General features: G+C 72.4%; 23 protein-coding genes. 11 read left to right on the top strand and 12 right to left on the bottom strand.

Going from position 1 to position 23,787, the window contains the following annotated elements; genetic code table 11:
- Positions 1-54: 54 nt before the first annotated feature.
- Entirely contained in the window at positions 55-1,206 is a 1,152-nt protein-coding gene (locus ACFVHO_RS30425; protein WP_385721527.1) for an acyl-CoA dehydrogenase family protein, read from the top strand.
- A gap of 88 nt (positions 1,207-1,294) precedes the next feature.
- Complete coding sequence (locus ACFVHO_RS30420; RefSeq protein WP_385721524.1) at positions 1,295-1,921, top strand: TetR/AcrR family transcriptional regulator; 627 nt, start codon at positions 1,295-1,297, stop codon at positions 1,919-1,921.
- Here ACFVHO_RS30420 and ACFVHO_RS30415 read toward each other — a convergent pair.
- The gene (locus tag ACFVHO_RS30415; protein WP_385721522.1) at positions 1,912-2,376 is read right to left on the bottom strand and encodes a MaoC family dehydratase; all 465 of its coding nucleotides are present in this window, start codon (positions 2,374-2,376) and stop codon (positions 1,912-1,914) included. The genes ACFVHO_RS30420 and ACFVHO_RS30415 overlap by 10 nt on opposite strands.
- A gap of 96 nt (positions 2,377-2,472) precedes the next feature.
- Here ACFVHO_RS30415 and soxR point away from each other — a divergent pair, with 96 nt between their 5' ends.
- On the top strand, positions 2,473-2,934 hold the full coding sequence (soxR, locus tag ACFVHO_RS30410; RefSeq protein ID WP_385721519.1) for a redox-sensitive transcriptional activator SoxR: 462 nt from the start codon (positions 2,473-2,475) through the stop codon (positions 2,932-2,934).
- Positions 2,935-3,029: 95 nt separating this feature from the next.
- Here the strand turns inward: soxR and ACFVHO_RS30405 are convergent, their stop codons facing one another.
- Positions 3,030-3,731: a 3-keto-5-aminohexanoate cleavage protein gene (locus ACFVHO_RS30405; protein WP_385721516.1), complete on the bottom strand. Its 702-nt coding sequence runs from the start codon at positions 3,729-3,731 to the stop codon at positions 3,030-3,032.
- 39 nt (positions 3,732-3,770) lie between these two features.
- Between ACFVHO_RS30405 and ACFVHO_RS30400 the strand changes: the two genes are divergently transcribed.
- Positions 3,771-4,289 carry a hypothetical protein gene (locus ACFVHO_RS30400; RefSeq protein ID WP_385721513.1) on the top strand — a complete coding sequence of 173 codons (519 nt, stop codon included), beginning with the start codon at positions 3,771-3,773 and terminating at the stop codon, positions 4,287-4,289.
- Positions 4,290-4,292: 3 nt separating this feature from the next.
- On the opposite strand, the gene ACFVHO_RS30395 is transcribed toward ACFVHO_RS30400, so the two are convergent.
- The gene (locus ACFVHO_RS30395) at positions 4,293-4,901 is read right to left on the bottom strand and encodes a hypothetical protein (RefSeq protein ID WP_385721510.1); all 609 of its coding nucleotides are present in this window, start codon (positions 4,899-4,901) and stop codon (positions 4,293-4,295) included.
- Between the two features lie 255 nt (positions 4,902-5,156).
- Between ACFVHO_RS30395 and ACFVHO_RS30390 the strand changes: the two genes are divergently transcribed.
- Positions 5,157-8,003 carry a penicillin acylase family protein gene (locus tag ACFVHO_RS30390; protein WP_385721507.1) on the top strand — a complete coding sequence of 949 codons (2,847 nt, stop codon included), beginning with the start codon at positions 5,157-5,159 and terminating at the stop codon, positions 8,001-8,003.
- 70 nt (positions 8,004-8,073) lie between these two features.
- Here the strand turns inward: ACFVHO_RS30390 and ACFVHO_RS30385 are convergent, their stop codons facing one another.
- Positions 8,074-9,402 carry a serine-threonine protein kinase gene (locus ACFVHO_RS30385; protein ID WP_385721505.1) on the bottom strand — a complete coding sequence of 443 codons (1,329 nt, stop codon included), beginning with the start codon at positions 9,400-9,402 and terminating at the stop codon, positions 8,074-8,076.
- A 117-nt stretch (positions 9,403-9,519) separates the two neighbouring features.
- On the bottom strand, positions 9,520-10,155 hold the full coding sequence (locus tag ACFVHO_RS30380) for a hypothetical protein (protein WP_385721502.1): 636 nt from the start codon (positions 10,153-10,155) through the stop codon (positions 9,520-9,522).
- Positions 10,156-10,397: 242 nt separating this feature from the next.
- On the opposite strand from ACFVHO_RS30380, the gene ACFVHO_RS30375 reads away from it, so the two are divergent.
- A complete protein-coding gene (locus ACFVHO_RS30375) occupies positions 10,398-11,366 on the top strand; it encodes a LysR family transcriptional regulator (RefSeq protein ID WP_385721499.1) in 969 nt (322 codons plus the stop codon).
- Between the two features lie 21 nt (positions 11,367-11,387).
- On the opposite strand, the gene ACFVHO_RS30370 is transcribed toward ACFVHO_RS30375, so the two are convergent.
- Positions 11,388-12,716: an erythromycin esterase family protein gene (locus tag ACFVHO_RS30370; protein WP_385721496.1), complete on the bottom strand. Its 1,329-nt coding sequence runs from the start codon at positions 12,714-12,716 to the stop codon at positions 11,388-11,390.
- A 237-nt stretch (positions 12,717-12,953) separates the two neighbouring features.
- Here ACFVHO_RS30370 and ACFVHO_RS30365 point away from each other — a divergent pair, with 237 nt between their 5' ends.
- The 3 genes from ACFVHO_RS30365 (at position 12,954) to ACFVHO_RS30355 (ending at position 16,143) form a co-directional block, all read left to right on the top strand.
- The gene (locus ACFVHO_RS30365; protein ID WP_385721493.1) at positions 12,954-13,718 is read left to right on the top strand and encodes an SDR family oxidoreductase; all 765 of its coding nucleotides are present in this window, start codon (positions 12,954-12,956) and stop codon (positions 13,716-13,718) included.
- Entirely contained in the window at positions 13,715-15,478 is a 1,764-nt protein-coding gene (locus ACFVHO_RS30360) for an AMP-binding protein (protein WP_385721490.1), read from the top strand. Before ACFVHO_RS30365 ends, ACFVHO_RS30360 begins: the two co-directional genes overlap by 4 nt.
- 71 nt (positions 15,479-15,549) lie before the next feature.
- The gene (locus ACFVHO_RS30355; RefSeq protein WP_030356177.1) at positions 15,550-16,143 is read left to right on the top strand and encodes a TetR/AcrR family transcriptional regulator; all 594 of its coding nucleotides are present in this window, start codon (positions 15,550-15,552) and stop codon (positions 16,141-16,143) included.
- Positions 16,144-16,229: 86 nt separating this feature from the next.
- Here the strand turns inward: ACFVHO_RS30355 and ACFVHO_RS30350 are convergent, their stop codons facing one another.
- The 3 genes from ACFVHO_RS30350 to ACFVHO_RS30340 all read right to left on the bottom strand — a co-directional run bounded on the left by ACFVHO_RS30350 (position 16,230) and on the right by ACFVHO_RS30340 (position 18,992).
- Complete coding sequence (locus ACFVHO_RS30350) at positions 16,230-17,444, bottom strand: acyl-CoA dehydrogenase family protein (RefSeq protein ID WP_385721486.1); 1,215 nt, start codon at positions 17,442-17,444, stop codon at positions 16,230-16,232.
- Positions 17,445-17,462: 18 nt separating this feature from the next.
- Positions 17,463-18,506 carry a phosphotransferase family protein gene (locus ACFVHO_RS30345; protein ID WP_385721483.1) on the bottom strand — a complete coding sequence of 348 codons (1,044 nt, stop codon included), beginning with the start codon at positions 18,504-18,506 and terminating at the stop codon, positions 17,463-17,465.
- 189 nt (positions 18,507-18,695) lie between these two features.
- Positions 18,696-18,992 (bottom strand): hypothetical protein, encoded by a 297-nt coding sequence (locus ACFVHO_RS30340; protein ID WP_385721480.1) that lies wholly within the window; start codon positions 18,990-18,992, stop codon positions 18,696-18,698.
- A gap of 131 nt (positions 18,993-19,123) precedes the next feature.
- On the opposite strand from ACFVHO_RS30340, the gene ACFVHO_RS30335 reads away from it, so the two are divergent.
- Positions 19,124-20,071 carry an NADP-dependent oxidoreductase gene (locus ACFVHO_RS30335; RefSeq protein WP_385721477.1) on the top strand — a complete coding sequence of 316 codons (948 nt, stop codon included), beginning with the start codon at positions 19,124-19,126 and terminating at the stop codon, positions 20,069-20,071.
- A gap of 106 nt (positions 20,072-20,177) precedes the next feature.
- Here ACFVHO_RS30335 and ACFVHO_RS30330 read toward each other — a convergent pair whose 3' ends face one another.
- The 3 genes from ACFVHO_RS30330 to ACFVHO_RS30320 form a co-directional block, all read right to left on the bottom strand.
- Positions 20,178-20,603: a DUF202 domain-containing protein gene (locus ACFVHO_RS30330; RefSeq protein ID WP_385721475.1), complete on the bottom strand. Its 426-nt coding sequence runs from the start codon at positions 20,601-20,603 to the stop codon at positions 20,178-20,180.
- Complete coding sequence (locus tag ACFVHO_RS30325; protein WP_385721473.1) at positions 20,600-20,992, bottom strand: YidH family protein; 393 nt, start codon at positions 20,990-20,992, stop codon at positions 20,600-20,602. The genes ACFVHO_RS30330 and ACFVHO_RS30325 overlap by 4 nt, the downstream gene beginning before the upstream one ends.
- 61 nt (positions 20,993-21,053) lie before the next feature.
- A complete protein-coding gene (locus tag ACFVHO_RS30320; RefSeq protein ID WP_385721470.1) occupies positions 21,054-21,587 on the bottom strand; it encodes an NUDIX hydrolase in 534 nt (177 codons plus the stop codon).
- 476 nt (positions 21,588-22,063) lie between these two features.
- On the opposite strand from ACFVHO_RS30320, the gene ACFVHO_RS30315 reads away from it, so the two are divergent.
- On the top strand, positions 22,064-23,719 hold the full coding sequence (locus tag ACFVHO_RS30315) for an FAD-binding dehydrogenase (RefSeq protein WP_385721469.1): 1,656 nt from the start codon (positions 22,064-22,066) through the stop codon (positions 23,717-23,719).
- Positions 23,720-23,787 lie beyond the last annotated feature (68 nt).

The raw sequence follows: 23,787 nt of genomic DNA, 5'->3' as shown, positions 1-23,787 counted from the left end.
TCGGAGTCGCGGGCGAGGGCCGGAACGGGTGGAGCGAAGCGTGAGGTGGCCGCGATGAACCTGGAGCTCAGTGCCGAGCAGGCCGCCGCCAAGCGGCTCGCCCGTGACTTCGTCGAGCGTGAGATCGCCCCGCACGTGACCGCGTGGGACCGGGCCGAGAGCGTCGACAAGTCGATCGTGCGGCGGCTCGGCGAGGTCGGCTTCCTGGGCCTGACCATCGACGAGGAGTACGGCGGCTCGGGCGGCGACCACCTGGCGTACTGCCTGGTGACGGAGGAGCTGGGGCGCGGCGACTCCTCGGTGCGCGGGATCGTCTCGGTCTCGCTCGGCCTGGTGGCGAAGTCCGTCGCGGCCTGGGGCACCGAGGAGCAGAAGCGGCGCTGGCTGCCGGGGCTCACCTCCGGCAGTCACATCGGGTGCTTCGGCCTGACCGAGCCCGGCACCGGTTCCGACGCGGGAAATCTGGCCACCCGGGCGGTCCGCGACGGGGACGCGTACGTCGTGAACGGCTCCAAGATGTTCATCACCAACGGGACCTGGGCCGATGTCGTGCTGCTCTTCGCGCGCACCAACGACACCCCCGGCCACAAGGGCGTCTCCGCCTTCCTGGTGCCCACCGACAGCCCCGGACTGACCCGCCGCGCCGTGCACGGCAAGCTCGGCCTGCGCGGCCAGGCCACCGCCGAGCTGGTCCTCCAGGACGTACGGGTGCCCGCGGACGCGATGCTCGCGCCCGAGGGCAAGGGGTTCGCGGTGGCGATGTCGGCCCTGGCCAAGGGGCGGATGTCGGTGGCCGCGGGGTGCGTGGGGATCGCCCAGGCCGCCCTCGACGCGGCCGTGGCGTACGCGGGCGAGCGCGAGCAGTTCGGCAAGAGCATCGCCCGGCACCAGCTGGTGCAGGAGCTGATCAGCGACATCGCCGTGGACGTCGACGCGGCCCGGCTCCTCACCTGGCGGGTCGCCGACCTCGTCGACCGGGGGCAGCCGTTCGCGACCGAGTCCTCCAAGGCCAAACTGTTCGCGTCGGAGGCCGCGGTGCGCGCCGCGAACAACGCGCTCCAGGTCTTCGGCGGCTACGGCTACATCGACGAGTACCCGGTCGGCAAGCTGCTCCGCGACGCCCGCGTCATGACCCTCTACGAGGGCACGAGCCAGATCCAGAAGCTGGTCATCGGGCGGGCGCTGACCGGGGTGTCCGCGTTCTGAGGGCCCGGTTCATCACGGCGCCCACTTGCCTAAGCGCTTGCTCACCTTCAGGGTAGGGTGACTGTCCTGAACGGTGGAAGGAGCGCGCATGGGTGCGGCGAAGGAGACCCTCGGCGAGGAACAGCCGTGGGCCGAGGTCAGTCCCGACGCGGCGAGGCGGCTGCTGATCGCCGCCGTCGACGCCTTCGCCGAGCGCGGCTATCACGCGACGACGACGCGGGACATCGCGGGCCGCGCCGGCATGAGCCCCGCCGCGCTCTACATCCACTACAAGACGAAGGAAGAGCTGCTCCACCGCATCAGCAGGCTCGGCCACGACAAGGCGCTCGCCATCCTGCGCGCCGCCGCCGACGGCGAGGGCACCGCGGCCGACCGTCTCTCGGCCGCCGTCCGGTCCTTCGTCCGCTGGCACGCCGGACACCACACCACCGCCCGGGTCGTGCAGTACGAACTCGACGCGCTCAGCGCCGAGCACCGCACCGAGATCGTGGTCCTGCGCCGCCTCTCCGACGCCGCCGTCCGGGAGATCATCAACGACGGCGTGCGGGCGGGCGAGTTCGACGTCCCCGACGTGCCCGGCACCACGCTCGCCGTGCTGTCCCTGTGCATCGACGTCGCCCGCTGGTTCGACGTCGGCGGGCGCAGGACGCCGGACGAGGTCGGCGCGCTGTACGCCGACCTCGTGCTGCGGATGGTGGGGGCGACTCAGAAGTAGTAGCGCGACACCGACTCCGCCACGCAGGCGGGCTTGTCGCCGTCCTCGCGCTCCACGGTGACGGCGGCCGTCACCTGCACCCCGCCGTCCTTGGTCTCCTCCACCGAGGTGAGCACGGCCGTCCCGCGCACCCGCGAGCCCACCGGCACGGGGGAGGGGAAGCGGACCTTGTTCGTGCCGTAGTTGAGGCCCATCTTCATGCCCTCGACCCGCAGCACCTGCGGAACGAGCACCGGAAGCAGCGAGAGGGTCAGGTAGCCGTGCGCGATCGTCGTCCCGAACGGCCCCGCCGCGGCCCGCTCCGGGTCCACGTGGATCCACTGGTGGTCGCCGGTGGCATCCGCGAACAGGTCGATCCGCTTCTGGTCGACCGCCAGCCAGTCGCTGTGCCCGAGCTGCTCGCCGACGGCGGCGCGCAGCTCCTCGGCTGACGTGAAGATCCTCGGCTCTGCCATGTCCCCGGCCTCCCGGACGTAGGTGAACTAAGCGCTTGCTCAGCATGCGGGGTGCCCCCGACACCTGTCAACGCACCGGCAAGTAGGCTTCCAGGAGTGCCCCAGATCCCAGAGAAGGTCCACGAGCTCACGGTCGGACAGCTCGCCGCGCGCAGTGGCGCCGCCGTGTCCGCCCTGCACTTCTACGAGTCCAAGGGGCTCATCAGCAGTCGGCGCACCTCGGGCAACCAGCGGCGCTACCACCGCGACACGCTCCGCCGCGTCGCCTTCATCCGGGCCGCGCAGCGCGTGGGGATCCCGCTCGCCACGATCGGCCAGGCCCTCGCGGAGCTGCCCGAGGGGCGCACGCCCAACCGCGAGGACTGGGCGGCGCTGTCCCAGACCTGGCGCTCCGAGCTGGACGAGCGCATCAAACAGCTGGGGCGGCTGCGGGACCACCTCACGGACTGCATCGGCTGCGGCTGTCTGTCCCTGGAGACCTGCGTCCTGTCCAACCCCGACGACGAGTTCGGCGCCCGCATCATCGGCTCCCGCCTCATGGGCGAACGCCGCTCCTGACCCCGCCCGGTGACGGCCAGGCCACCCCGCCCAGCCGTCACCGTAGGACGCCGCCGTCACCATCGGGCGCCGCCGCCACCGGCCGGGCGCCCCCCTCACCGCCCCAGCGCCGCCGCCACCAACTCCGCGTTCGACCCGGCCCGTTCCCCGCCCGGCAGCACCAGCGTGTCCTCCAGGCCGATCCGCCGCCCGAGGCCGAGCCGTCCCGCGAGCGCGAGCACCGGCCAGGCGGAGCCCTCCTCGCCGTGCAGCAGCACCGGGCGGCCGTGCGCGTCGCCGATGTCCGCGAGCAGCGCCCGCGCCGTCGCCTCGGCCGTCGCCGCGTCCTGGTCGGTGACCTCCGCGAGGACCCGAAGCACCCGGGGCCCGAGCGGCGACGCCGCGAACCGCTCCGCGCCGTCGGTGCCGGACCAGAGGCCCGCCTCGACGCCCACGCCCCGTTCGAGGAGCGCCCGCGCCACCTCCTCCGCGCCCGGCTCGTGCCAGTTGACGGAGGCGTGGTCGGGCAGCACGGTCCACGCCCGCACCCGTGCCGCGCGCGCCGCCGGGTCGGGTTCGGCCCAGGCGCCCGTGGTCACGCCGACGGGCACCGCGACGGCGGCGCGCAGCGCGTCCAGGGCCGCCGCGACCGCGCGTGGCGCCAAAGTGTCTTCCCCGCACGGGGACTTGGGGTGTACATGGACATCGAGTGCGCCGGCGGCGACCGCCTCGGCCGCCGATCGCGCCAGGGCTCCGGGCGACAGCGGCACGGCCGCGCCGTCGTCCGCGCCACGGGCACCGTTCAGACATACCTGCATCGAGCCATCACAGCACGCCAACACCACACGGGGGACAGGATGAGCGTCGTCATCTGTTCATTGAAATGGGAAGCAGCACGCAGCGGACGCCAGAAGATCACCTACGACAGCGACGGGTACCACCTCGTGCGCTTCCCGTACGACGCCGGCGAGGAGCAGTACGACCCCTGGCGCATGCACGACCCGGCGCACGGCTTCACCACTCCGTCACGGTTCCCCGACGCCCGCTCGGGCCTGATATGGCCGAGCCACGACGGGTGGGGCACGCTGTCGGCGATGGTCTTCTGGGAGCCGGACAACCGGCCGACGGAGTACCGCGCGCGGTTCGTGCGCGATCCGCTGAACCTGTCGACGGGCTACGACTCCACCGCGACCACGGACACCGTCCCCACCCGGGGCGGGCAGTACCGCTCGTACACCTGGCAGATGTTCGTGCACCCCGGGACCCCGGTGGGCCTGAAGATATCCGCGCGCGGACCGGGCGACGTGAAGCTCGCCGCGCCGCTGATGCTGGCCGAGTTCAAGCTGGCCATCCACACGGACGTCGCCAGGCCCTGAGGGTCAGGCCGAGACCAGTGGGCGCGAGTGCCGCATCCGGGCGTGCCGCACGGCCTCGGGCGAGAGGACGGGGGCGGGAACCACGATGCCGCAGCTCGTGCAGACGGGGCCCGACGACGGTTCGTGCGCCAGGCCGTAGCGCCATTCGAGGGCCGTGTCGCCGCACACGGGGCAGGCGGCGCCGGGCTCTCGCTCCAGGGCGTCGATGAGTTTGCGCAGTACGTCGGGGAGCGGCGCGGACGGGTGCACGCCGGGGTCGTCGCACCAGGCGACTCCGCGGCCGCCCCAGGTGCAGCGGTGCCAGTCGTCGACGCTGCCGGGGCGGCGCAGTCCGTCGTGCTTCTCCCTGCGCCGACGGCGCGCGAAGCCCTCTTCGTAGGCGAGCCACACCGCGCGGGCCGCCTCCAGTTCGTCGAGCGCGGCCACGAGCCGCGCCGGGTCGGGTGAGCGGTCCTCGGGGCCGAACCCGGACCGGGAACACAGGTGGTCCCAGGTCGCCCGGTGACCGTAAGGGGCGAATCTCTCCAGGCACTTGCGCAGTGAGTACCGCCGCAGTGCCAGATCGCTCTGCGGATCACGCACCTGTCTCGCGAGACTCCGGAATCCGGCCATCGCCCTGCACCTCCGTCACACGTTCTCGGACGTCGCCCCGGGCCGAGGAAAGTCGCCCCGGACCCGAGGGGCATCGAGTAGACGTATCGACTCACGTTTTGGTGCCATCCGATTTTCGATGGCTTCCCATCAGCGCGTTCCCCGCAGGTCAGCGGAGATGCATGTGGCGGTTGTGAAAAGGCGACGGTTGTTCATCTTTCAGGTTCGACAACCCGACAGTAACCTCCGCCGCGACGGCCTTCCGGAGGAGCACCTATGCGACGACGCATCGCACGGCTCAGAACCCTCACGATGTCAGCGGCCCTTGTCCTCGGGGCCGGTCTGCTGCTCGCGCCGGGTCCCGGCGCCGCCGCGGCCGAACCCGCGCCCGTCACCGACTACTGCGGTGACCACTGCGCGGACATCCTGCCGCCCGGCGCGAACGGCAACGCGACCCTCGCCGAGATCCTCAGCCACCGCGTCTTCGGCACCCAGCCCGCCCACGCCGACGACCAGTTGGGCCCCTACGACGCGCTCGCGGCGGGCTATCCCTCGCTGACCGACGGCAAGCTCACCGAGTTCTTCAACGACGCCTCCTTCGGCGTCGAGCCCGACCAGGTGGCCTCCGTCACCAAGCCGCGGGACGACGTGACGATCACCCGCGACAAGAAGTACGGCATTCCGCACATCCAGGGCACCACCCGCTACGGCACCGAGTTCGGCGCGGGCTTCGCCGCGGGCCAGGACCGGCTGTGGCTCATCGACCTGTTCCGGCACATCGGCCGCGGCGAGCTGACCCCGTTCGCGGGCGGCGCCCCGGCGAACCAGGGCCTGGAGCAGCAGTTCTGGCCGCAGGCCCCGTACGCGGAGGCGGACCTCCAGCGCCAGGTCGACTACATCCGGCAGACGCAGGGCGAGCGCGGCCAGCGGGCCATGGAGGACGCGCAGGCCTACGTCGACGGCCTCAACGCCTACCGGGTGCAGGCCAAGGACGGCCGCTACTTCCCCGGTGAGTACGTCCTCACCGGCAAGATCGACGCGATCACGAACGTCGGCGAGATCCAGCCCTTCAAGATCACCGACATGATCGCGCTCGCCTCCGTGGTGGGCGGACTGTTCGGCAACGGCGGCGGGGGAGAGGTCGAGTCGGCGCTCTCGCTGCTCGCCGCGCAGCAGAAGTACGGCGTCGAGAAGGGCACCGAGGTCTGGGAGAAGTTCCGCGCCCGCAACGACCCCGAGACCGTCCAGACCATCCACGACGGCAGCAGCTTCCCGTACGCGGGCAAGCCCGAGAAGGCGCGCGGCGCCGCGATGCCCGACCCGGGTTCGGTGGAGCGCGAACAACTCGTGTACGACCGCGAGGGCGGCGCCAAGGCCACGGCGAAGAACCCGGCGAAGGCGCCCAGGAACCCGGTCGAGGCCCCGAAGAAGCTGAAGCCGCTCCAGGGCATGTACGACAAGGGCGTCCTGCCCGCCGACCTGTTCGGCTCCGCGGGCAACCCCGCGCACGGCAAGGGCATGTCGAACGCCCTGCTGGTCTCGGGCAAGCACACCGCGAGCGGCAACCCCGTCGCCGTCTTCGGCCCCCAGACCGGGTACTTCGCGCCCCAGCTCCTGATGCAGCAGGAACTCCAGGGCCCCGGCATCAGCGCGCGCGGCGTCTCCTTCGCGGGCGTCGGCATGTACGTCCAGCTCGGCCGCGGCCAGGACTACGCGTGGTCGGCGACGTCCGCGGGCCAGGACATCACGGACACGTACGCCGTCGAACTGTGCGCACCCGGCGGCGGCACCCCCGGCAAGGACGCGACCCACTACCTCTACCGGGGCACCTGCACCCCGATGGACAAGCTGGAGCGCAAGAACGCCTGGAAGCCGACCGTCGCCGACTCCACGGCGGCGGGCTCCTACCGCATGCAGGTCTTCCGCACGAACTACGGCGTCGTCACGCACCGCGCGACGGTCGACGGCAAGCCCGTCGCGTACGTCTCGCTGCGCTCCACCTACCGGCACGAGGCCGACTCGATCATCGGCTTCCAGATGCTCAACGACCCGTCGTACGTGAAGGACGCCGCGACCTTCCAGAAGGCGGCCCAGCACATCTCCTACGCCTTCAACTGGTTCTACGCCGACTCGCGCGACATCGCCTACTACAACAGCGGCGCCAACCCCCGGCGCGCCGACGGCATCGACCCGTCCTTCCCGGTGAAGGCCCAACAGGCCTACGAATGGCGGGACTTCGACCCCACGAACAACACCTCGGCGCAGACACCGGCCGCCGAGCACCCGAACTCGGTCAACCAGGACTACTACGTCTCCTGGAACAACAAACAGGCCAAGGACTTCAGCGCGGCCGGCTTCGGCCACAGCGCCGTGCACCGCGGCGACCTGCTCGACGACCGCGTCAGGAAGCTCACCGAGGAGGGCGGCGTCACCAGGGCCTCGCTCACCCAGGCGATGGCGGAGGCCGCCGTCACCGACCTGCGCGGCGAACAGGTGCTGCCCGAGCTCCTGAAGGTCATCCGCAGCAAGGCCGTCGAGGACCCGCGCCTGGCCCAGGCCGTGCAGCAGCTGGAGGCGTGGCGCAAGGCGGGCTCGCAGCGCAAGGAGACCGCGCAGGGCTCGCACGTCTACGCGCACCCCGACGCCGTACGGATCATGGACGCCTGGTGGCCGCAGCTCGTCGAGGCCGCGTTCAAGCCGGGCCTCGGGGACGGCCTCTACGCCGCGCTGACCTCGCAGCTCGGCGTGGACGAGGCGCCGTCGGCGGGGCACGGACCGACCGGGGCGCACGCCGGGTCGGCCTTCCAGTACGGCTGGTGGGGCTACGCCGACAAGGACCTGCGGACCGTGCTCGGGCAGCCGGTCGAGGGCTGGACGAAGGAGGCGTACTGCGGGAACGGCAAGCTCGACGCGTGCCGGGACGCGCTCCTGAAGAGCCTGGAGCGGGCCGTCGCGAAACCGGCGTCAGAGGTCTACCCCGGTGACGCGAGCTGCAAGGCGGGCGAGCAGTGGTGCGCGGACGCCGTGATCCACCGGGCCGTCGGCGGCATCACGCACCGTGCCGTCCAGTGGCAGAACCGGCCGACCTACCAGCAGGTGGTGGAGTTCCCCCGGCACCGGTGACCGGCGCGGGGCGGAGACCGCTTCGGCCGGACAGGGCCCGCCCTGTCCGGCCGGCGGGGCGAATCCCCGGTCAGGCGAGGGCGATCCGTCCCGCCGCGCACACCGCACGAGCCAGTTCGGGATGGCAGATGTCGCTGTGCGCGCCGTTGGGCGGACCGCCCCGCCGCACCACGGCAGCCGCGTCCACGCTCACGCACCCCCGGGCCGGCAGGGCCGCGCCGAGCGTCACCCGCCGGGCCCCGTCGACGGCCTTGAACCCGTCGAACCCGAGGGCGCCCCAGCGCTCCCACAGATTGAGGAAGCTCGCGGAGTCACCGGCGAGTTTGGAGGCGAGCGGATAGAGCTTGCCGAGCGCGTGGTCATGGCGCGAGAAACAGCACACGAGCGGCCCGTCGACCCGCCGCTCCATCCCGGCCAGCGCCCCGCCGCGCGAGCGGTCATGGGGCAGCCGGGGGCTGAACGCGTAGTGCGAGAAGGCCCCTTGGAGCAGCGTGGCGGACTTCACGCAGTGCGCCCCCGCGGGCATGCCGTGCAGCCCGTACGAGATCAGACGGGCCCCGAAGCTGTGCCCGATCAGATGCACGCGCAGGCCCGGTACGTCACCCGCGAGCAGACCGAGGGCCGGGCCGAGCCCCAGCTGCCCGATGGCACCGGCCCGGCGCTTCATCGCGTAGTAGGTGCCCTGCCGCAGCAGCTCCTTCGCGCCGCGCCACAGCCGCTTGCGCACCCCGTCCAGGAACTGCGCGCCGCGGGCGTCCTCCAGCATCGCCAGGAAGATCTCGCAGACCTCGACGGCGTCGTCGGTGAGCATCGCGGGCTCGCCCGCGCCGAGGTCGTCGGCGAACTCGTGCGCCGGGCTGGTGTCGCGCACCGCCACCAGATCGCGGACCAGTCGCGCGAACTCGTCCAGGCGGGAGCGGACTTCGGCGCGTTCCTGGAGCAGCTCCGCGAGGCGGTCGAGGCGGGCGGCCTGCTCGCGGCCCGGGAAGGTGTGCGACAGGAGGTCGCGGGTGGCCCGGTCCAGGGTCGGGTCGCCGGGCGGGGGCGGGGCGGCGGACGGTGACCCGGGTGCGGCCGCGGTCGGCCCCGCGGAGGGTTCGAAGTCGGGGATCGGCTCGTCGGGGAAGCGGATCGAGGGCCACAGGACACCGGCGTAGCCGAGGCGCACCCCGGCTCCGGCGAGCTGCTCGAAGGGGGCGAAGAAGCGCCGGTACAACTGCCGGGCCATCCGCCGGTCGTTGTTCCAGCCGTGCGCGAACACCAGCAGGTCGGTGACGCGTTCACGTTCCGCGCCCGACAGGAGCCGGTCGCGCTGCGCGGCGTCGACGTCTCCGTCGGTGTCGAAGGTCAATTCCCAGTAGGGCTCCACGACCGCATGGTCCTGCCGGTCGGCGCTCATGGCCAGATGTCGCGCGGGAACACACGGGAACTCAGGGAAACACGCGGCAACACGCGGGAGCCGGTGCCGTCCCCCGGGCGGCGGCACCGGCTCCCGCGTGGGTCTGCGGGGCCCTGGTCAGTACGGCATCCGGTCGCCGGGGTGGACGGGGGCGCCGTAGGGCACGGCCGCGGGCGGCGGCGTCTTCTGGCCGCGGGCGTAGCGGTTGGTGGCCGGGAGCCAGCAGCACACTACGGCCACCAGCACCGTGAGCAGCGCCACGAAGCTGAACGCCATGACGGATTCGGGTTCGTAGTCACCCAAGATGAGGACATGGGGGAACAAGGCCACGACGCCCGAAATGGTAATGAATACGCGCGCCCAAGTGGCCGCCTTCTTGCGGACGCAGAGCGTGAATACAAGCAGGCACACAGCGGTGAAAATGGCGAATCCGGCGCGGGCCGCGAGCGCACCGGCGCGGTCACTGACGAGCTCGTCCCAGATGGGCCCCGAGAGCGACTTGATGTCGGCCGCTGTCGTATTCGACGGCAGTCCCACGACGTCCGGATGGTCGTCGATGACGTCCCTGATGTTCTCGTCGGCCATGTCATTGCCGCCGGCGAAGACCAGCACCGCGCCGACGATTGCGGACACCGCGGATATGACAGAGGTCCAGACCAGAGTGGTCAGGGTGCCGGGCCGCCGGACCGCGCGGTTTGCGCGGGCCGCGCGGCGGGGACCGACCGGCGCGGGCGCGACCTGGTATTGACTCACGGGTGCGACTCTCCTCGGGGAGATGAAGGTTCGAGTGGGATTGGCTCGACCATTCCATGGGCACCACGAACACAGCCAGCATTTTCTGGAAGAAATCCCCAGATAATCTGGGGTGATCGAGGGATCAGTTTCCACGACGGCTATGCTGCAATGCCGTAAAACTCAAAGGGAGTTGGAGAGAGTAAGTTCGCATGGCCTTAAACGGTCCCACGCAGTACCCCGCGGAACTGCTGGACACCACGATGGATCAGCTTCGGACGCTGCTCGCCGTGCACGAGACCGGCACGGCGCTCGCCGCCGCGCGCCAGCTCGGCCGGGAACAGTCCAGCGTGCAGAAGCAACTGGACACGATGAACCGCACGTTCGGCGCGCTGTGCGGTGAGGCGCTGGTGCTCAAGCGGGGCCGCGGGAAGGACGTCCTCTTCACCGCCACCGGGGAGCATCTGGTCGCCCTCGCGCGCAGCACGCTGTCCGCGTGGTCGGACGGCATCCACGACGCGCGCCGCCGCCTCGGCCGCACCCTCTCGGTCGGCTCGACCCGCTACACCCTCGGCTTCCTCCTGGACGCCGTGGAGCGCGTCAGCGACGTCTACGAACGCCGCGGCGTGGACCTGAAGGTCACCCACGTGCGCACCGGCGACCTCTTCGCCCGGCTGCGGTCCAAGGAACTCGACCTGGTCTGCGGCAGCATCGTCGTCACGGAGGGCCAGGAGGCCGAGCTGGAGCCGTACGAGATCGTGGAGTGGCGGCGCAGCGGCCTGTCGATCCTCACGAACCTGCCGCCGGAGAAACTGCCCGGCGACTCGGTCGACGCGAGCGAGCTGCCGGGCCTGCCCCTGGTGGTCTCCGCCGGTGGTCTCATCGCCCGCTTCCTCACGGCCTGGTACGGCGCCGACTTCCGCAAGGAGATGTCCATCGCCGCCGAGATCGAGGCCGCCCACTACGGCTTCGAACTGCTGCGCTCCGGCGTGGTCAGCGGCGCGATGCTCGTCACCCGCGGCATCGCGGAGGCCGCCGAGTCCGGCAGCCTCCCCGAGGCCGGGGGGCTGCGCCGCCTCGATGTGATCGGCGACGTCGGGCCGCGCACCGAGGTCCTGGTCGGCGTCTTCACCCGGCGCGGCGACCGCGCCTCCTACGACGCGAGCCATCCGCTGAACCTGCTCTGGGACGCCCTGGCGAAGGACAACGGACGCTGGTGGCTCAGCAGTTGAGCGGCCGAGCCACCGGCGGGGCTACTGCGGCCGGTGGGCGGCCGTGGTCCGGTGCAGGTGGATGAGGACGTCGTGGTTCGCGCCGAGGCGGATCTCGTACGGGCCGTCGGGGTAGGCGGTGCCGATGCTGCGGGTCGGGCGGGGCTTGTCCAGCCACGCGCGGGCGGCGGTGGGCACCTTCCGCAGGTCCACGTAGTAGTCGTCGTACGACACCTTGTCGAGGGTGTGCTCGTTCATGCCGGGCGCCGCGGGGCCCACGGTCCGCCGCTTCCACTCCGTGTCCTCGGTGCCGGTCGCGAGGAACGAGCCCCGGTCGAAGGTGAACCCGACGCTGCGGTACTTCGACCCGAGCGCGTCCCGCAGGAACGCGCCCTGCATCTTCGGGTAGTTGGCGTCCCGTGACTCGTACCCGACGTGGGCGTTGTGGGCCGACGCGAGCACCTTGCCCCCGGTCTGCCGCTGCCACCACACCGTGTTCTCCGCCATGATCCGGTCGCGGTACAGCATCGCCCCGCTGACCCCGGCGGGCTTGTCGGTGTCGAAGGCGTAGATGTCCGCGGTCTGCATGACGGAGCGGGCGTGCTGGAGGGTCCAGGTGAACTTCGTGCCACCGTGCTCCGGCCGGATGTTCTTGACCAGCCGGTACGCAGCCCGCGCCTGCTTCGCGAGCCGGGCGCGCTCGGCCAGGGGCAGGGCCAGGTGGGCGTCCCCGTCCGTGACCTCGCGCAGCGGCGCGTACAGGGCCTTGATCCGGTCGAGCCGGTCGGGCGCGTGGCGGCGCACGTAGTCGGTCACGGCGTCGTACAGCTCGACGCCGGTCTCCGGGTTGTTGAGGTCGTTGCCCAGGAAGCGCACCTGACGGTCCGGGTGGCGCTCGTTGTACCGGCGCATCCAGGTGAGCAGTTCGATGTACTCCTCGTTGTACCAGGGCCCCTTCGACAGCTCCCGGCGGACCAGCTCCCGCACGTCGCCCGGGCCGCCGCGCACATAGGAGTCGAAGCGCAGCCCCGTGGTCCAGCTGACCTCGAGGGCGAAGGTCCGAAAGCCCTTCTCCTGGACGAGGTAGCGGAACATCCGGTCCTTCATGGTGAAGAACTCGTGCGTGCCGTGCGTGGCCTCGCCGAGGCCCACCACCTCGGCGTCGCCCACCATCCGGCCGAGCGGCCGCAGGTCCTTCGTCGAGCCGGTGGGGCCCGTGGCGCGCAGGGGGTGCGCGGCGCTCTCGATGGCCCGCACCGGGTCGCCCGGACGCGGGGCGGCGGCCGCGGCGGTCACGGGGGCGAGCAGGGCGCCGGTCCCGACCGCGGTGACCAGTACCAGAGAGACCCGCGACGGGGCGGTGCGTGCCATGTTCGTCCTCCTGGACATCGTGTTCCCTACGAAGATCACGATTCCGTGCGGCGGCCCGCGCGACCATCCCGGAGGCACCCCGTCCGGGGGTGGGGTTCGCTCCACCAGGAGGCGGGGGGCACCCGGACCGGAGACCCCCTTTCGTCACAACATACCGACTGGTTAGTCTGCGATGGAGAACGTGATCGACCAGCACCCGGTCGACGCGAGCGTGACCGAGGCCGAAGGAGACCACCCGTGGAGAGCCTGCAGGGCAAGGGAGTCGTCGTCACCGGTGCCGGCGGCGGGATCGGGGCCGCGCTGGCCCGCCGCTTCGCCGCCGCCGGGGCCCGCGTCGTCGTCAACGACCTGGACGCGGCCAGAGCGGCCGAGGTCGCCGCCGAGGTGGGCGGCGTCGCCCTGCCCGGCGACGCCTCCGCGGTCGTCGCCGACGCCCTCGCCGCGCTCGACGGCACCGTCGACGTGTACTGCGCCAACGCGGGCCTCGCTTCCGGCGGCACCGAGGCGGCGGCCGAGCGGGTGTGGGCCGACGCCTGGGACGTGAACGTGATGGCGCACGTCCGGGCCGCGGAAGCCCTGGTCCCCGGCTGGCTGGAGCGGGGCGGGGGTCGGTTCGTGTCCACGGTGTCGGCGGCCGGGCTGCTCACGATGGTGGGCGCCGCGCCGTACAGCGTCACCAAGCACGGCGCGTACGCCTTCGCCGAATGGCTGTCCCTGACCTACCGTCACCGCGGCGTCAAGGTCCACGCGATCTGCCCGCAGGGCGTGCGCACGGACATGCTCACCGCCGCGGGCTCCGCCGGGGAACTCGTCCTCGCGCCCACCGCGATCGAGCCCGAGGACGTCGCGGAGGCGCTGTTCACCGGCATGGCCGAGGACCGCTTCCTGATCCTGCCGCACCCCGAGGTCGCCGGGTACTACCAGGCGCGGGCCGCGACGCCCGACAAGTGGCTCACGAGCATGAACCACATCCAGCAGAAGTGGGAGGCGTCCGAGCGGTGAGCGAAACCCCGGCGACCCCGGCCACCCCGGCGACCCCGACGGCCCCCGCGACCCCAGCCAGGCCCGCCACCCCGCCACCTCCCTCACCCCCTTCACCTCCCTCACCCCCCACCTCCCCGTACGCCGCCAAGCCCTGGCTCGCCCTCCTCAGCGACGCCCAGCGCGCCCCCGTCGCGCCCGCCGCGTCCCTCACGCACGCCTTCCGCGCCTCCGTCGTCGCCGCGCCCGACCGCACCGCGCTCGCCTACTTCGACGGACGCCTCAGCTACCGCGAGGTCGACGCCCTCACCGACTCCGTCGCCGGGCACCTCGCCGCCCGCGGCCTGGTCCCGGGCGACCGGGTCGCGATCGTCCTGCAGAACACCCCGCACTTCGTGATCGCGCTGCTCGCCGCCTGGAAGGCGGGCGCCACCGTGGTGCCCGTCAACCCCATGTACAAGTCCGCCGAGACCCGGCACATCCTCACCGACGCCGACGTGACGGCGCTCGTCTGCGCCGACCGGGCCTGGGAGGGCGGACTGCGCGACACGGCCGCGGGCACCGGCGTCCGCGTCGTCCTCACCGCCTGCCAGCTCGACCTCCAGTCGCGCGACGACCCGCGCGTCCTCGGCTTCGAGCGGCTGCCGGTGGCCGCGGACGCCGACGACCTGGTCGCCGTCGCCCGGCAGGGCCTGCCCGCCCCCGGCGGCCGCGAGCCCGGCCCTTCCGACACCGCCCTGATCAGCTACACGTCCGGCACCAGCGGCACCCCCAAGGGCGCCATGAACACCCACGGCAACATCACCTACAACGCCGAGCGCCAGCGCGCCGGATCCGGCATCCCCGAAGGCGCCTGCTACTTCGCCCTCGCCCCGCTGTTCCACATCACCGGCATGGTCGCCCAGCTCGCCGCCTGCCTGACCAACGCGGGCACGCTCGCGCTCGCGTACCGCTTCGACGCGGGCGTGGTCCTGGACGCGTTCGCCGAGCACAGGCCCGCGTACACCGTCGGTCCCGCCACCGCCTTCATGGCGCTCGCCGCCCACCCGGCCGCCACCCGCGCCCACTTCGACTCCTTCGTCCTGATCTCCTCGGGCGGCGCGCCGCTGCCGCCCGCCCTCGTGGAGAAGTTCCGCGCGGGCTTCGGGCCCTACCTCCACAACGGCTACGGCCTCACCGAGTGCACCGCCCCCTGCGCCTCCGTGCCGCCCGGCCTGCGGGCCCCCGTCGACCCGGACTCCGGGACGCTCGCGGTCGGCGTACCCGGACCCGACACCGTCGTCCGGGTCCTCGACGAACTCGGCGCGGAGGTGCCGTTGGGCACGCCCGGCGAGATCGTCGTGCGCGGGCCGCAGGTCGTGCCCGGCTACTGGAAGCGGCCCGAGGCCACCACCGAGACCTTCCCCGGCGGCGAGCTGCGCACCGGCGACATCGGCTTCATGGACACCGACGGCTGGCTGTACGTCGTCGACCGCAAGAAGGACATGATCAACGCGTCCGGGTTCAAGGTCTGGCCCCGCGAGGTCGAGGACGTCCTCTACACCCATCCCGCGGTACGGGAGGCGGCCGTCGTCGGCGTGCCCGACAGCTACCGGGGAGAGAGCGTCAAGGCCTATGTGAGCCTGCGGGCGGGGGCGCGCGGATCGGCGGACGAGCTGGTCGCGTACTGCAAGGAACGGCTCGCCGCGTACAAGTACCCCCGTGCGGTGGAGGTCCTGGAGGAGCTGCCGAAGACCGCGAGTGGGAAGATCCTCCGGCGGGAACTGCGTTCCCGTCGATGAGGGCCCGCGGCGGAACGCGGCGGGACGCCTCGAAGACCAGAACAGCATGCAACGGAAAGCAGGTGGCGGCAGTGGCCAGAACGACGGACGGTGACGGTACGCCCGTCCCGCAGAGGCTGCTCGCCGCCGCCACCCGGCTCTTCGCCGACCGCGGCTACGACCGTACGTCCGTGCAGGAGATCGTCGAGGCCGCGGGCGTCACCAAGGGCGCCCTCTACCACTACTTCGGCTCCAAGGACGACCTGCTGCACGAGGTGTACGCGCGGATGCTGCGGGTGCAGCAGGAGCGGCTCGACGCGTTCGCCGACGCCGACGAGCCGGTGGAGCGGCGGCTGCGGGACGCGGCGGCCGACGTCGTCGTCACCACCATCGCGAACCTCGACGACGCCTCGATCTTCTTCCGGTCGATGCACCACCTCAGCCCCGAGAAGCACAAGCAGGTACGGGCGGAGCGGCGCCGCTACCACGAGCGGTTCCGGGCGCTGATCGAGGAGGGCCAGGAGGCCGGTGTGTTCTCCACGGCGACCCCCGCCGACCTCGTCGTGGACTACCACTTCGGCTCCGTCCACCACCTGTCGACGTGGTACCGCCCCGACGGCCCCCTGACGCCGCAGCAGGTCGCCGACCACCTGGCGGACCTGCTGCTGCGGGCGCTGCGACCGTAGGCCCGGAAGGCCGGGCCCGGCCGGGTCGGGGCAGGCCGGGCCGGGTGCGGGGCGACGGGCCGACGGCCTGCCGCCCCGCACCGGAATCAGAGGTACCGCTTCAACTCCCGCCGCGCCAGCGACCGCTGGTGCACCTCGTCCGGACCGTCGGCGAGCCGCAGGGTGCGCGCCGCCGCCCACAGCTCCGCCAGCGGGAAGTCCTGGCTCACGCCGCCCGCGCCGTGCAACTGCACGGCCCGGTCGAGGATGTCCACGACGGTCCGGGGCGTGGCGATCTTGATGGCCTGGATCTCGGTGTGCGCGCCCTTGTTGCCCACCGTGTCCATCAGCCAGGCCGTCTTCAGGACGAGCAGCCGCACCTGCTCGACGGCGACCCGCGCGTCCGCGATCCACTCCTGGACCACGCCCTGCTGGGCCAGCGCCTTGCCGAACGCGGTGCGCTCCACGGCCCGGCGGCACATCAGCTCGATGGCCCGCTCGGCCATGCCGATGAGGCGCATGCAGTGGTGGATGCGGCCCGGCCCGAGCCGCGCCTGGGCGATGGCGAAGCCGCCGCCCTCCTCCCCGACGAGGTTCGCCACCGGCACCCGCGCCCCGTCGAAGACCACCTCCGCGTGCCCGCCGTGGGAGTGGTCCTCGTACCCGTACACCCGCATCGCGCGGCGCACTTCGACGCCCGGGGTGTCGCGGGGCACGAGCACCATCGACTGCTGGCGGCGGATGTCCGCGCCGTCCGGGTCGGTCTTGCCCATGACGATGAAGACCTTGCAGTCGGGGTTCATCGCCCCGGAGATGTACCACTTGCGGCCCGTGATGACGTACGAGTCGCCGTCCCGCTTGATGTGCGTGGTGATGTTCGTGGCGTCCGACGAGGCCACCTCGGGCTCCGTCATGGCGAACGCCGAGCGGATCTCGCCCGCGAGCAGCGGCTCCAGCCACTGCTTGCGCTGCTCGTCCGTGCCGAACTGGGCGAGCACCTCCATGTTGCCGGTGTCCGGCGCCGCGCAGTTGAGGGCGGTCGGCGCCAGGTGCGGGCTGCGGCCGGTGATCTCGGCGAGCGGCGCGTACTGGAGGTTCGTCAGGCCCGCCCCGTACCGGGCGTCGGGCAGGAAGAGGTTCCACAGGCCCTGGCGGCGCGCCTCGGCCTTCAGCTCCCCGACGACGGCGGGCGTGTCCCAGGGCGAGGCCAGGGCGGCGCGCTGCTCCTCGGCCACCGGCTCGGCGGGCAGGACGTGCTCGTCCATGAAGGCGAGCAGGCGGCCGCGGAGTTCCTCGGTGCGGGCGTCGTATGCGAAGTGCATGGTGGTGTCCGGGTCCTCTCAGGCTTCCGACAGGGTGGTCAGGCCGTGCTCGATGAAGACGGGCACGAGCTCGCCGATGCGGTCGAAGCCCGCGCCGACCGTCTGGCCGAGGGTGTAGCGGTAGTGGATGCCCTCCAGGATCACGGCGAGCTTGAACCAGGCGAACGCCGTGTACCAGGCGACGGCGGAGACGTCCCGGCCCGAGCGGGCGGCGTAGCGCTCGATCAGCTCGGCCGGGTCCGGGTGGCCGGGGGCGCCCGCCGTGGTGCTGACGGGCGAGTCCGGTACCTCCAGGCGCACGCTGTACATCACGAGCAGGCCGAGGTCGGTGAGCGGGTCGCCGAGGGTGGACATCTCCCAGTCGAGGACGGCGGCGATGCGGTCGGTGTCGCCCGAGGTGTCGAGGAGGACGTTGTCCAGGCGGTAGTCGCCGTGCACCACGGTGGGCGCGGGGGAGGTGGGCAGCGAGCGGCCGAGGGTGGCGTGCAGCTCCTCGATGCCGGGCAGCTCCCGGCCGCGGGAGGCGTCCAACTGCTTGCCCCAGCGCCGCAGTTGCCGGTCGAGGAAGCCCTCGGGCCGACCGAAGTCCCCGAGCCCGACCGCCTCCGGGTCCACGGCGTGCAGGTCCACCAGGGTGTCGACGAGGCCGAGCACGGCGGCGCGGGTGCGCTCCGGGCCGAGCGGCGCGAGCTGCTCCGCCGTGCGGTAGGGCGTGCCCGCCACGAACTCCATCACGTAGAACGGGGCGCCGAGCACCTCCTCGTCCTCGCACAGGAGCACCGGCCGCGGCACCGGCACGTCCGTCGGGTGCAGGGCGCTGATCACCCGGTGCTCGCGCCGCATGTCGTGCGCGGTGGCGAGGACGTGTCCGAGCGGCGGGCGCCGCACCACCCAGCGCGTCGTCCCGTCCGTCACGGCGTACGTGAGGTTCGACCGGCCGCCCTCGATCAGCCGGGCCGTGAGCGGGTCCGCGGCGAGCAGGCCCGGTCGTGCGCGGTCGAGGTGGCCGCGCAGCCGGTCGAGGTCGAGGCCGGGCGGGCCGAGGGGGCGGTCTGGACTCATGGGCGAATCGCTCCTGATCATGAACGACGGGCGGCGGACGGTGGTCGGTCGTGCCAACGCTGTCGTTCATGATGCCGACCAGTCGGTATGTCGTCCAGGGGGTCCGGCCCGAACGTGATCAGGATCGCGGGGGCGCAGCAGTGGGCGCCCGGTCGGGGAAGGGGTGACCGGGCGCCCTGGGAGGAGGGTTCAGTGGTCGTCCCAGTGGCCGTCGTGCGCGGCGTGCCGGTGCCCGTCGTGGACGTAGTCGACGTGGTCGCCGTGCAGCACGCCCTCGTGCCCGCAGCCCTCGCCGTGCTGGTGGTCGTGGCCCTCGTGGGTGACGTGCGCGCTCGGCTCGCACTCGTCGTAGTGGCCTTCGTGCGCGGTGTGCAGATGGCCGTTGTGGGCGTAGTCGACGTGGTCGCCGTGCGGCACCGCCTGATGACCGCAGTCCGGGCTGTGGGTGTGGTCGTGGGCCGCGTGTTCCTGGTGGAGCGTGGTCATGTCGTACGCCTTCCTTGCGCGAGGTGTCCCTGGCGGCCGAGCCGGGTGACTCTCTCAGGCTAGTCCTCGATGCCTGTTTGATCCCGTTGTGAAACCTTTTCACTACTTCTCTGACTCCGTGAGGCAACCCGATGAAAGCGATCAGCTACCGCGCGTACGGCGGGCCCGACGTCCTCGAGTACGGCGACGTGCGCGACCCGAAGGTCGGCCCCGACTCCGTCCTGGTCAAGGTGCGGGCCGCGGCCCTGAACCCCGTCGACTTCAAGTGCCGCGAGGGATACCTGGACGCCGCCCTGGACACCGTCTTCCCGGTGATCCCGGCGTGGGACGTGGCGGGCGTGGTCGTCCAGCCAGGGGCCGCCGCCCCGGAGTTCGCCGTCGGCGACGAGGTCATCGGTTACGTACGCGAGGACTTCCTCTCGCGCGGCACCCTCGCCGAGTACGTGGCGGCCCCCGTGCGCACCCTCGCGCGCAAGCCCCGCAACCTCACCTTCGAGGAGGCCGCGGGCCTGCCCCTGGCCGGACTCACCGCCTACCAGGTGATCGACAAGGCCCTGTCCGTCACCGAAGGGGACGTGGTCCTCGTGCACGCGGCCGCGGGTGGCGTCGGCACCTTCGCCGTGCAGCTCGCCCGGCACGCGGGCGCCCGCGTCATCGGCACCGCGAGCGAACGCAACCACGCCTACCTGCGCGATCTCGGCGCGGAACCGGTCACGTACGGCGACGGCCTCGCCGAGCGGGTGCGCGCCCTCGCCCCCGAGGGCGTCGACGCGGCCTTCGACACCATCGGCGGCGACACCCTGAAACTCTCCGCGGACCTCCTCGCCCCCGGCGGCCGCCTCGCCTCCATCGCCGACGGCTCCGTCATCGCCCTCGGCGGCCAGTACTGCTTCGTCCGCCCCGACGCCGCCGACCTGACCCACCTCACCGAACTCGTCGAGCAGGACGTCCTCACCGCCCACGTCCAGGAGACGTTCCCCCTGGAACGAGCCGCGGACGCGTTCCGGCTCCTGGAGGAGGGGCGGACGCGGGGGAAGATCGTGGTGCGGGTGGACTGGGCGGCGGAGAGCGGGCAGTAGGCCGGGTGGGCTGGGTGGACTGGGTGGCGGAGGGTGGACAGCGGCCCGGGTGGACTGGGTGGCGGAGGGCGGACAGCAGCCCGGCGGGCAGCAGGCAGCGGCCCGCCTAGAGGATCAGCGCCGCCGCGCACACGGCGAGCGCCCCCGTGCACAGGGCCGCCGCCGCGGCGACGCGGGGGCCGAGAGGGCGCGGGCGGGCCGCCGTCAGCGCGGTCATCCTGCGGTGCGCGACCGCCAGGAACCCCAGCCACAGCAGCAGGCACAGCGCGCACGCGACGGCGGCCACCACGGACGCCCCGTCGTGCAGCGCCGCCCGGGCGCCGAGCACCGCGGCGACCGTGCAGGTGAGCGTGGTACGCCGCCACGCGAGGCGGGTCCGCTCGGGCTGGAGGCCGGGGTCGCGCGGCGCGGGGCCTTGGGGGGCGGTGTTTCCGGGGCCGTCGGCGCTTCCGGGCCCACCAGTGGCCCTGGCCCTGTGCGTACCTCCGGCCTCACCAGCCCCACCGGCCCCGGGATCCGCGGCCTCGGTCACCCCTCCCACCCGAACACCACGACCACCACCATGGCCACCGCGACCACCGCCACCACCACGCCGAGCAGCGCGGGGAAGCGGGACGCGGGCAGGTCCTCGCCGCGCCGCATGGCCTGCTCGCAGCGCACCCAGTGGTTGACGGCCCGCAACGCGCACAGCACCCCGGCGGCGAGCAGCGCGAGGGCGAGGCCGACGCGCACGCCCCAGCGCAGGTCGGGCAGGAACTGGTCCACGGCGAAGCCGCCGCCGATCAGCGCGAGCGCGGTGCGCAGCCAGGCGAGGAAGGTGCGTTCGTTGGCGAGGGAGAAGCGGTAGTCGGGCGTCTCGCCCTCCTGCCGGACGCGCCCGGGGGCGAACCACAGCCGCAGGCTCTGTACGAAGGTGCTCACCGTTGCACGATAGGTCGCCCGGTGCGGCTGTCGCCCGCCGGGCGCCGTAGGCCGCGCCGGGCTATCCGGCGGCCCGGAGCGCCCGCAGCCGCTCGTACGCGTCGAGCCCGTCCGGCACCCACTCCCACTCGGTGGCCCGCCGCGCCAGCTCCTCGTCCGTGAGGAAGTCGTGCCAGGCCACCTCCTCGCGCTGCGGGCTGACCGGGATCGTGCAGCGCACCTCGTACACGGACGACCACCAGGTGCGCCCGGCGCCGTCGTCGTACAGGAACTTGAACAGGGGTACGGGGCGGGGGAGTCCGCTGACGCCGAGTTCCTCCTCGGCCTCGCGGAGTGCCGCGTCGTCGTAGGACTCGCCCGCCGCGACGACGCCGCCGACGAACATGTCGTGCAGGGAGGGGTAGACCAGCTTGTCCGGGGTGCGGCGGTGCACGAAGACGCGGCCTTCGGCGTCGCGGGCCTCGATGAACACGCAGCGGTGGCGTAGGCCGCGGGCGTACACCTCGCCGCGTGGTGCCGTCCCCACGACGTTGTCGTCCTGGTCGACGACGTCCACCACTTCGTCCGCCGGATCGGCGACCCCACCCATATCCATCCCCCCATCCAACAGCACCCCCTGGGGGCTCCGTCCCCAGGCCCCCTGCCCAACAACCCGGCACCCTCAGCCCGAACAGATCACCCCCGATCGCGCTCCGCGCCTCGTCCTCAAACGCCGGACAGGCTTTATCCCACCCACCCGCCCAAACTTCCACCAGCAGCCCAACAGCCCGGCACCTTCTGCCCCACATCGGCGAAGCCCTCAGCCCACCCCGGCGAAGTGGTTTTCAGCCCGTCCGGCGTTTGAGGACGAGGCGCGGAGCGCCGATACGGGGGCGGCCCGTCCCACCCGAAGGGGACACCCACCCCCGGGGTCCGGGGCGGAGCCCCGGTTTCGGGAAGGGGCGGGACTGGGGAATGCCCCGCAGGGCAGCCACAACCCACCCCGGACAGTTGACTACACCCCCCACCCAACCCAGGATCTGACCCACCGGTAACCCGCCAGCCGAACACCTCACCCCCAGAGGAGCCCCCATGGCCTACGACGCAGACGTCATCGTGATCGGCGCGGGCCTCGCCGGCCTCACGGCGACCGCCGAACTCGTCGACGCGGGCCGCAGGGTGATCCTCGTCGACCAGGAGCCGGAACAGAGCCTCGGCGGCCAGGCCCACTGGTCCTTCGGCGGCCTGTTCTTCGTGGACTCACCGGAACAGCGCCGCATGCGCATCAAGGACCACAGGGAACTCGCACTGCAGGACTGGCTGGGGACGGCGGCCTTCGACCGCGAGGAGGACCACTGGCCACGCAAGTGGGCGGAGGCGTACGTGGACTTCGCGGCAGGCGAGAAGCGCCCCTGGCTGCACGCCCAGGGCGTCCGCTTCTTCCCGGTGGTCGGCTGGGCCGAACGCGGCGGCTACGACGCCCAGGGCCACGGCAACTCCGTACCCCGCTTCCACATCACCTGGGGCACGGGCCCCGGCCTCCTCGCCCCCTTCGTGCGCCGCGTCCACGAGGGCGCGGCCCGCGGCCTGGTGCAGTTCAAGTTCCGCCACCGGGTGACGGGCCTGGCCCGCACGGGCGGCGTCGTCGACACGGTGAGCGGCGAGATCCTGGAGCCCTCCGGCGTCGAACGCGGCAAGGCCAGCAGCCGCGAGGTGACCGGCTCGTTCGAGTTCCGCGCCCAGGCGGTGATCGTCACGTCCGGCGGCATCGGCGGCAACCACGACCTCGTACGCGCCAACTGGCCGAAGCGCCTCGGCACCCCGCCGGAGAAGATGATCTCGGGCGTGCCCGCGCACGTGGACGGCCTGATGCTCGGCATCGCCGAGGGCGCCGGCGCCCACCTGATCAACCGCGACCGCATGTGGCACTACACGGAGGGCATCGAGAACTGGGCCCCGATCTGGGACAAGCACGGCATCCGCATCCTGCCGGGCCCGTCCTCGCTGTGGCTGGACGCCCGCGGCAACCGCCTGCCCGTACCGCTGTTCCCGGGCTTCGACACGCTCGGCACGCTGGACCACATCATGCACACCGGGTACGACTACACGTGGTTCGTGCTCAACCAGCGCATCATCGGCAAGGAGTTCACGCTCTCCGGGTCCGAGCAGAACCCCGACCTGACGGGCAAGTCCGTGCGCGGCGTCATCGACCGGGCGCGGGCCGACGTGCCGGGCCCGGTCAAGGCGTTCATGGACCACGGCGTGGACTTCGTCGTGGAGCGCGATCTGGGCGCGCTGGTGCGGGGCATGAACGCCCTGACGAAGGAACCCCTCATCGACGAGGCGGCGCTGCACCGCACCCTGGCCGCGCGCGACCGTGAGATCGTCAACCCGTTCACGAAGGACCTGCAGGTCAACGCCATTCGTGGGGCACGCAAGTTCGTCGGCGACCGGCTCATCAGGACCGTCGCGCCGCACCCGATCCTCGACCCGAAGGCGGGCCCGCTCGTCGCCGTGCGCCTGAACATCCTCACCCGCAAGACCCTGGGCGGCCTGGAGACCGACCTGACGTCGCGCGTGCTCCAGGAGGGCGGCGACCCGCTGCCGGGCGTGTACGCCGCCGGGGAGGCCGCCGGTTTCGGCGGCGGGGGAGTGCACGGCTACCGCTCCCTGGAGGGGACGTTCCTCGGCGGCTGCCTGTTCTCGGGGCGCGCGGCGGGGCGGGCGGCGGGGCAGGCGGTCGGCTAGTCGGGCGAGGTGCGTCCGGCAGGGTTCCGTCGGGCGGAGCTCCGTCCGACGGACCACGCCCGAGGCGT

The organism is Streptomyces sp. NPDC127108 (assembly GCF_042677545.1).
Taxonomy (GTDB): Bacteria; Actinomycetota; Actinomycetes; order Streptomycetales; family Streptomycetaceae; genus Streptomyces.
The sequence above is the reverse complement of the archived record's forward strand: the minus strand, read 5'-3'. Positions and strand labels throughout refer to the sequence as shown.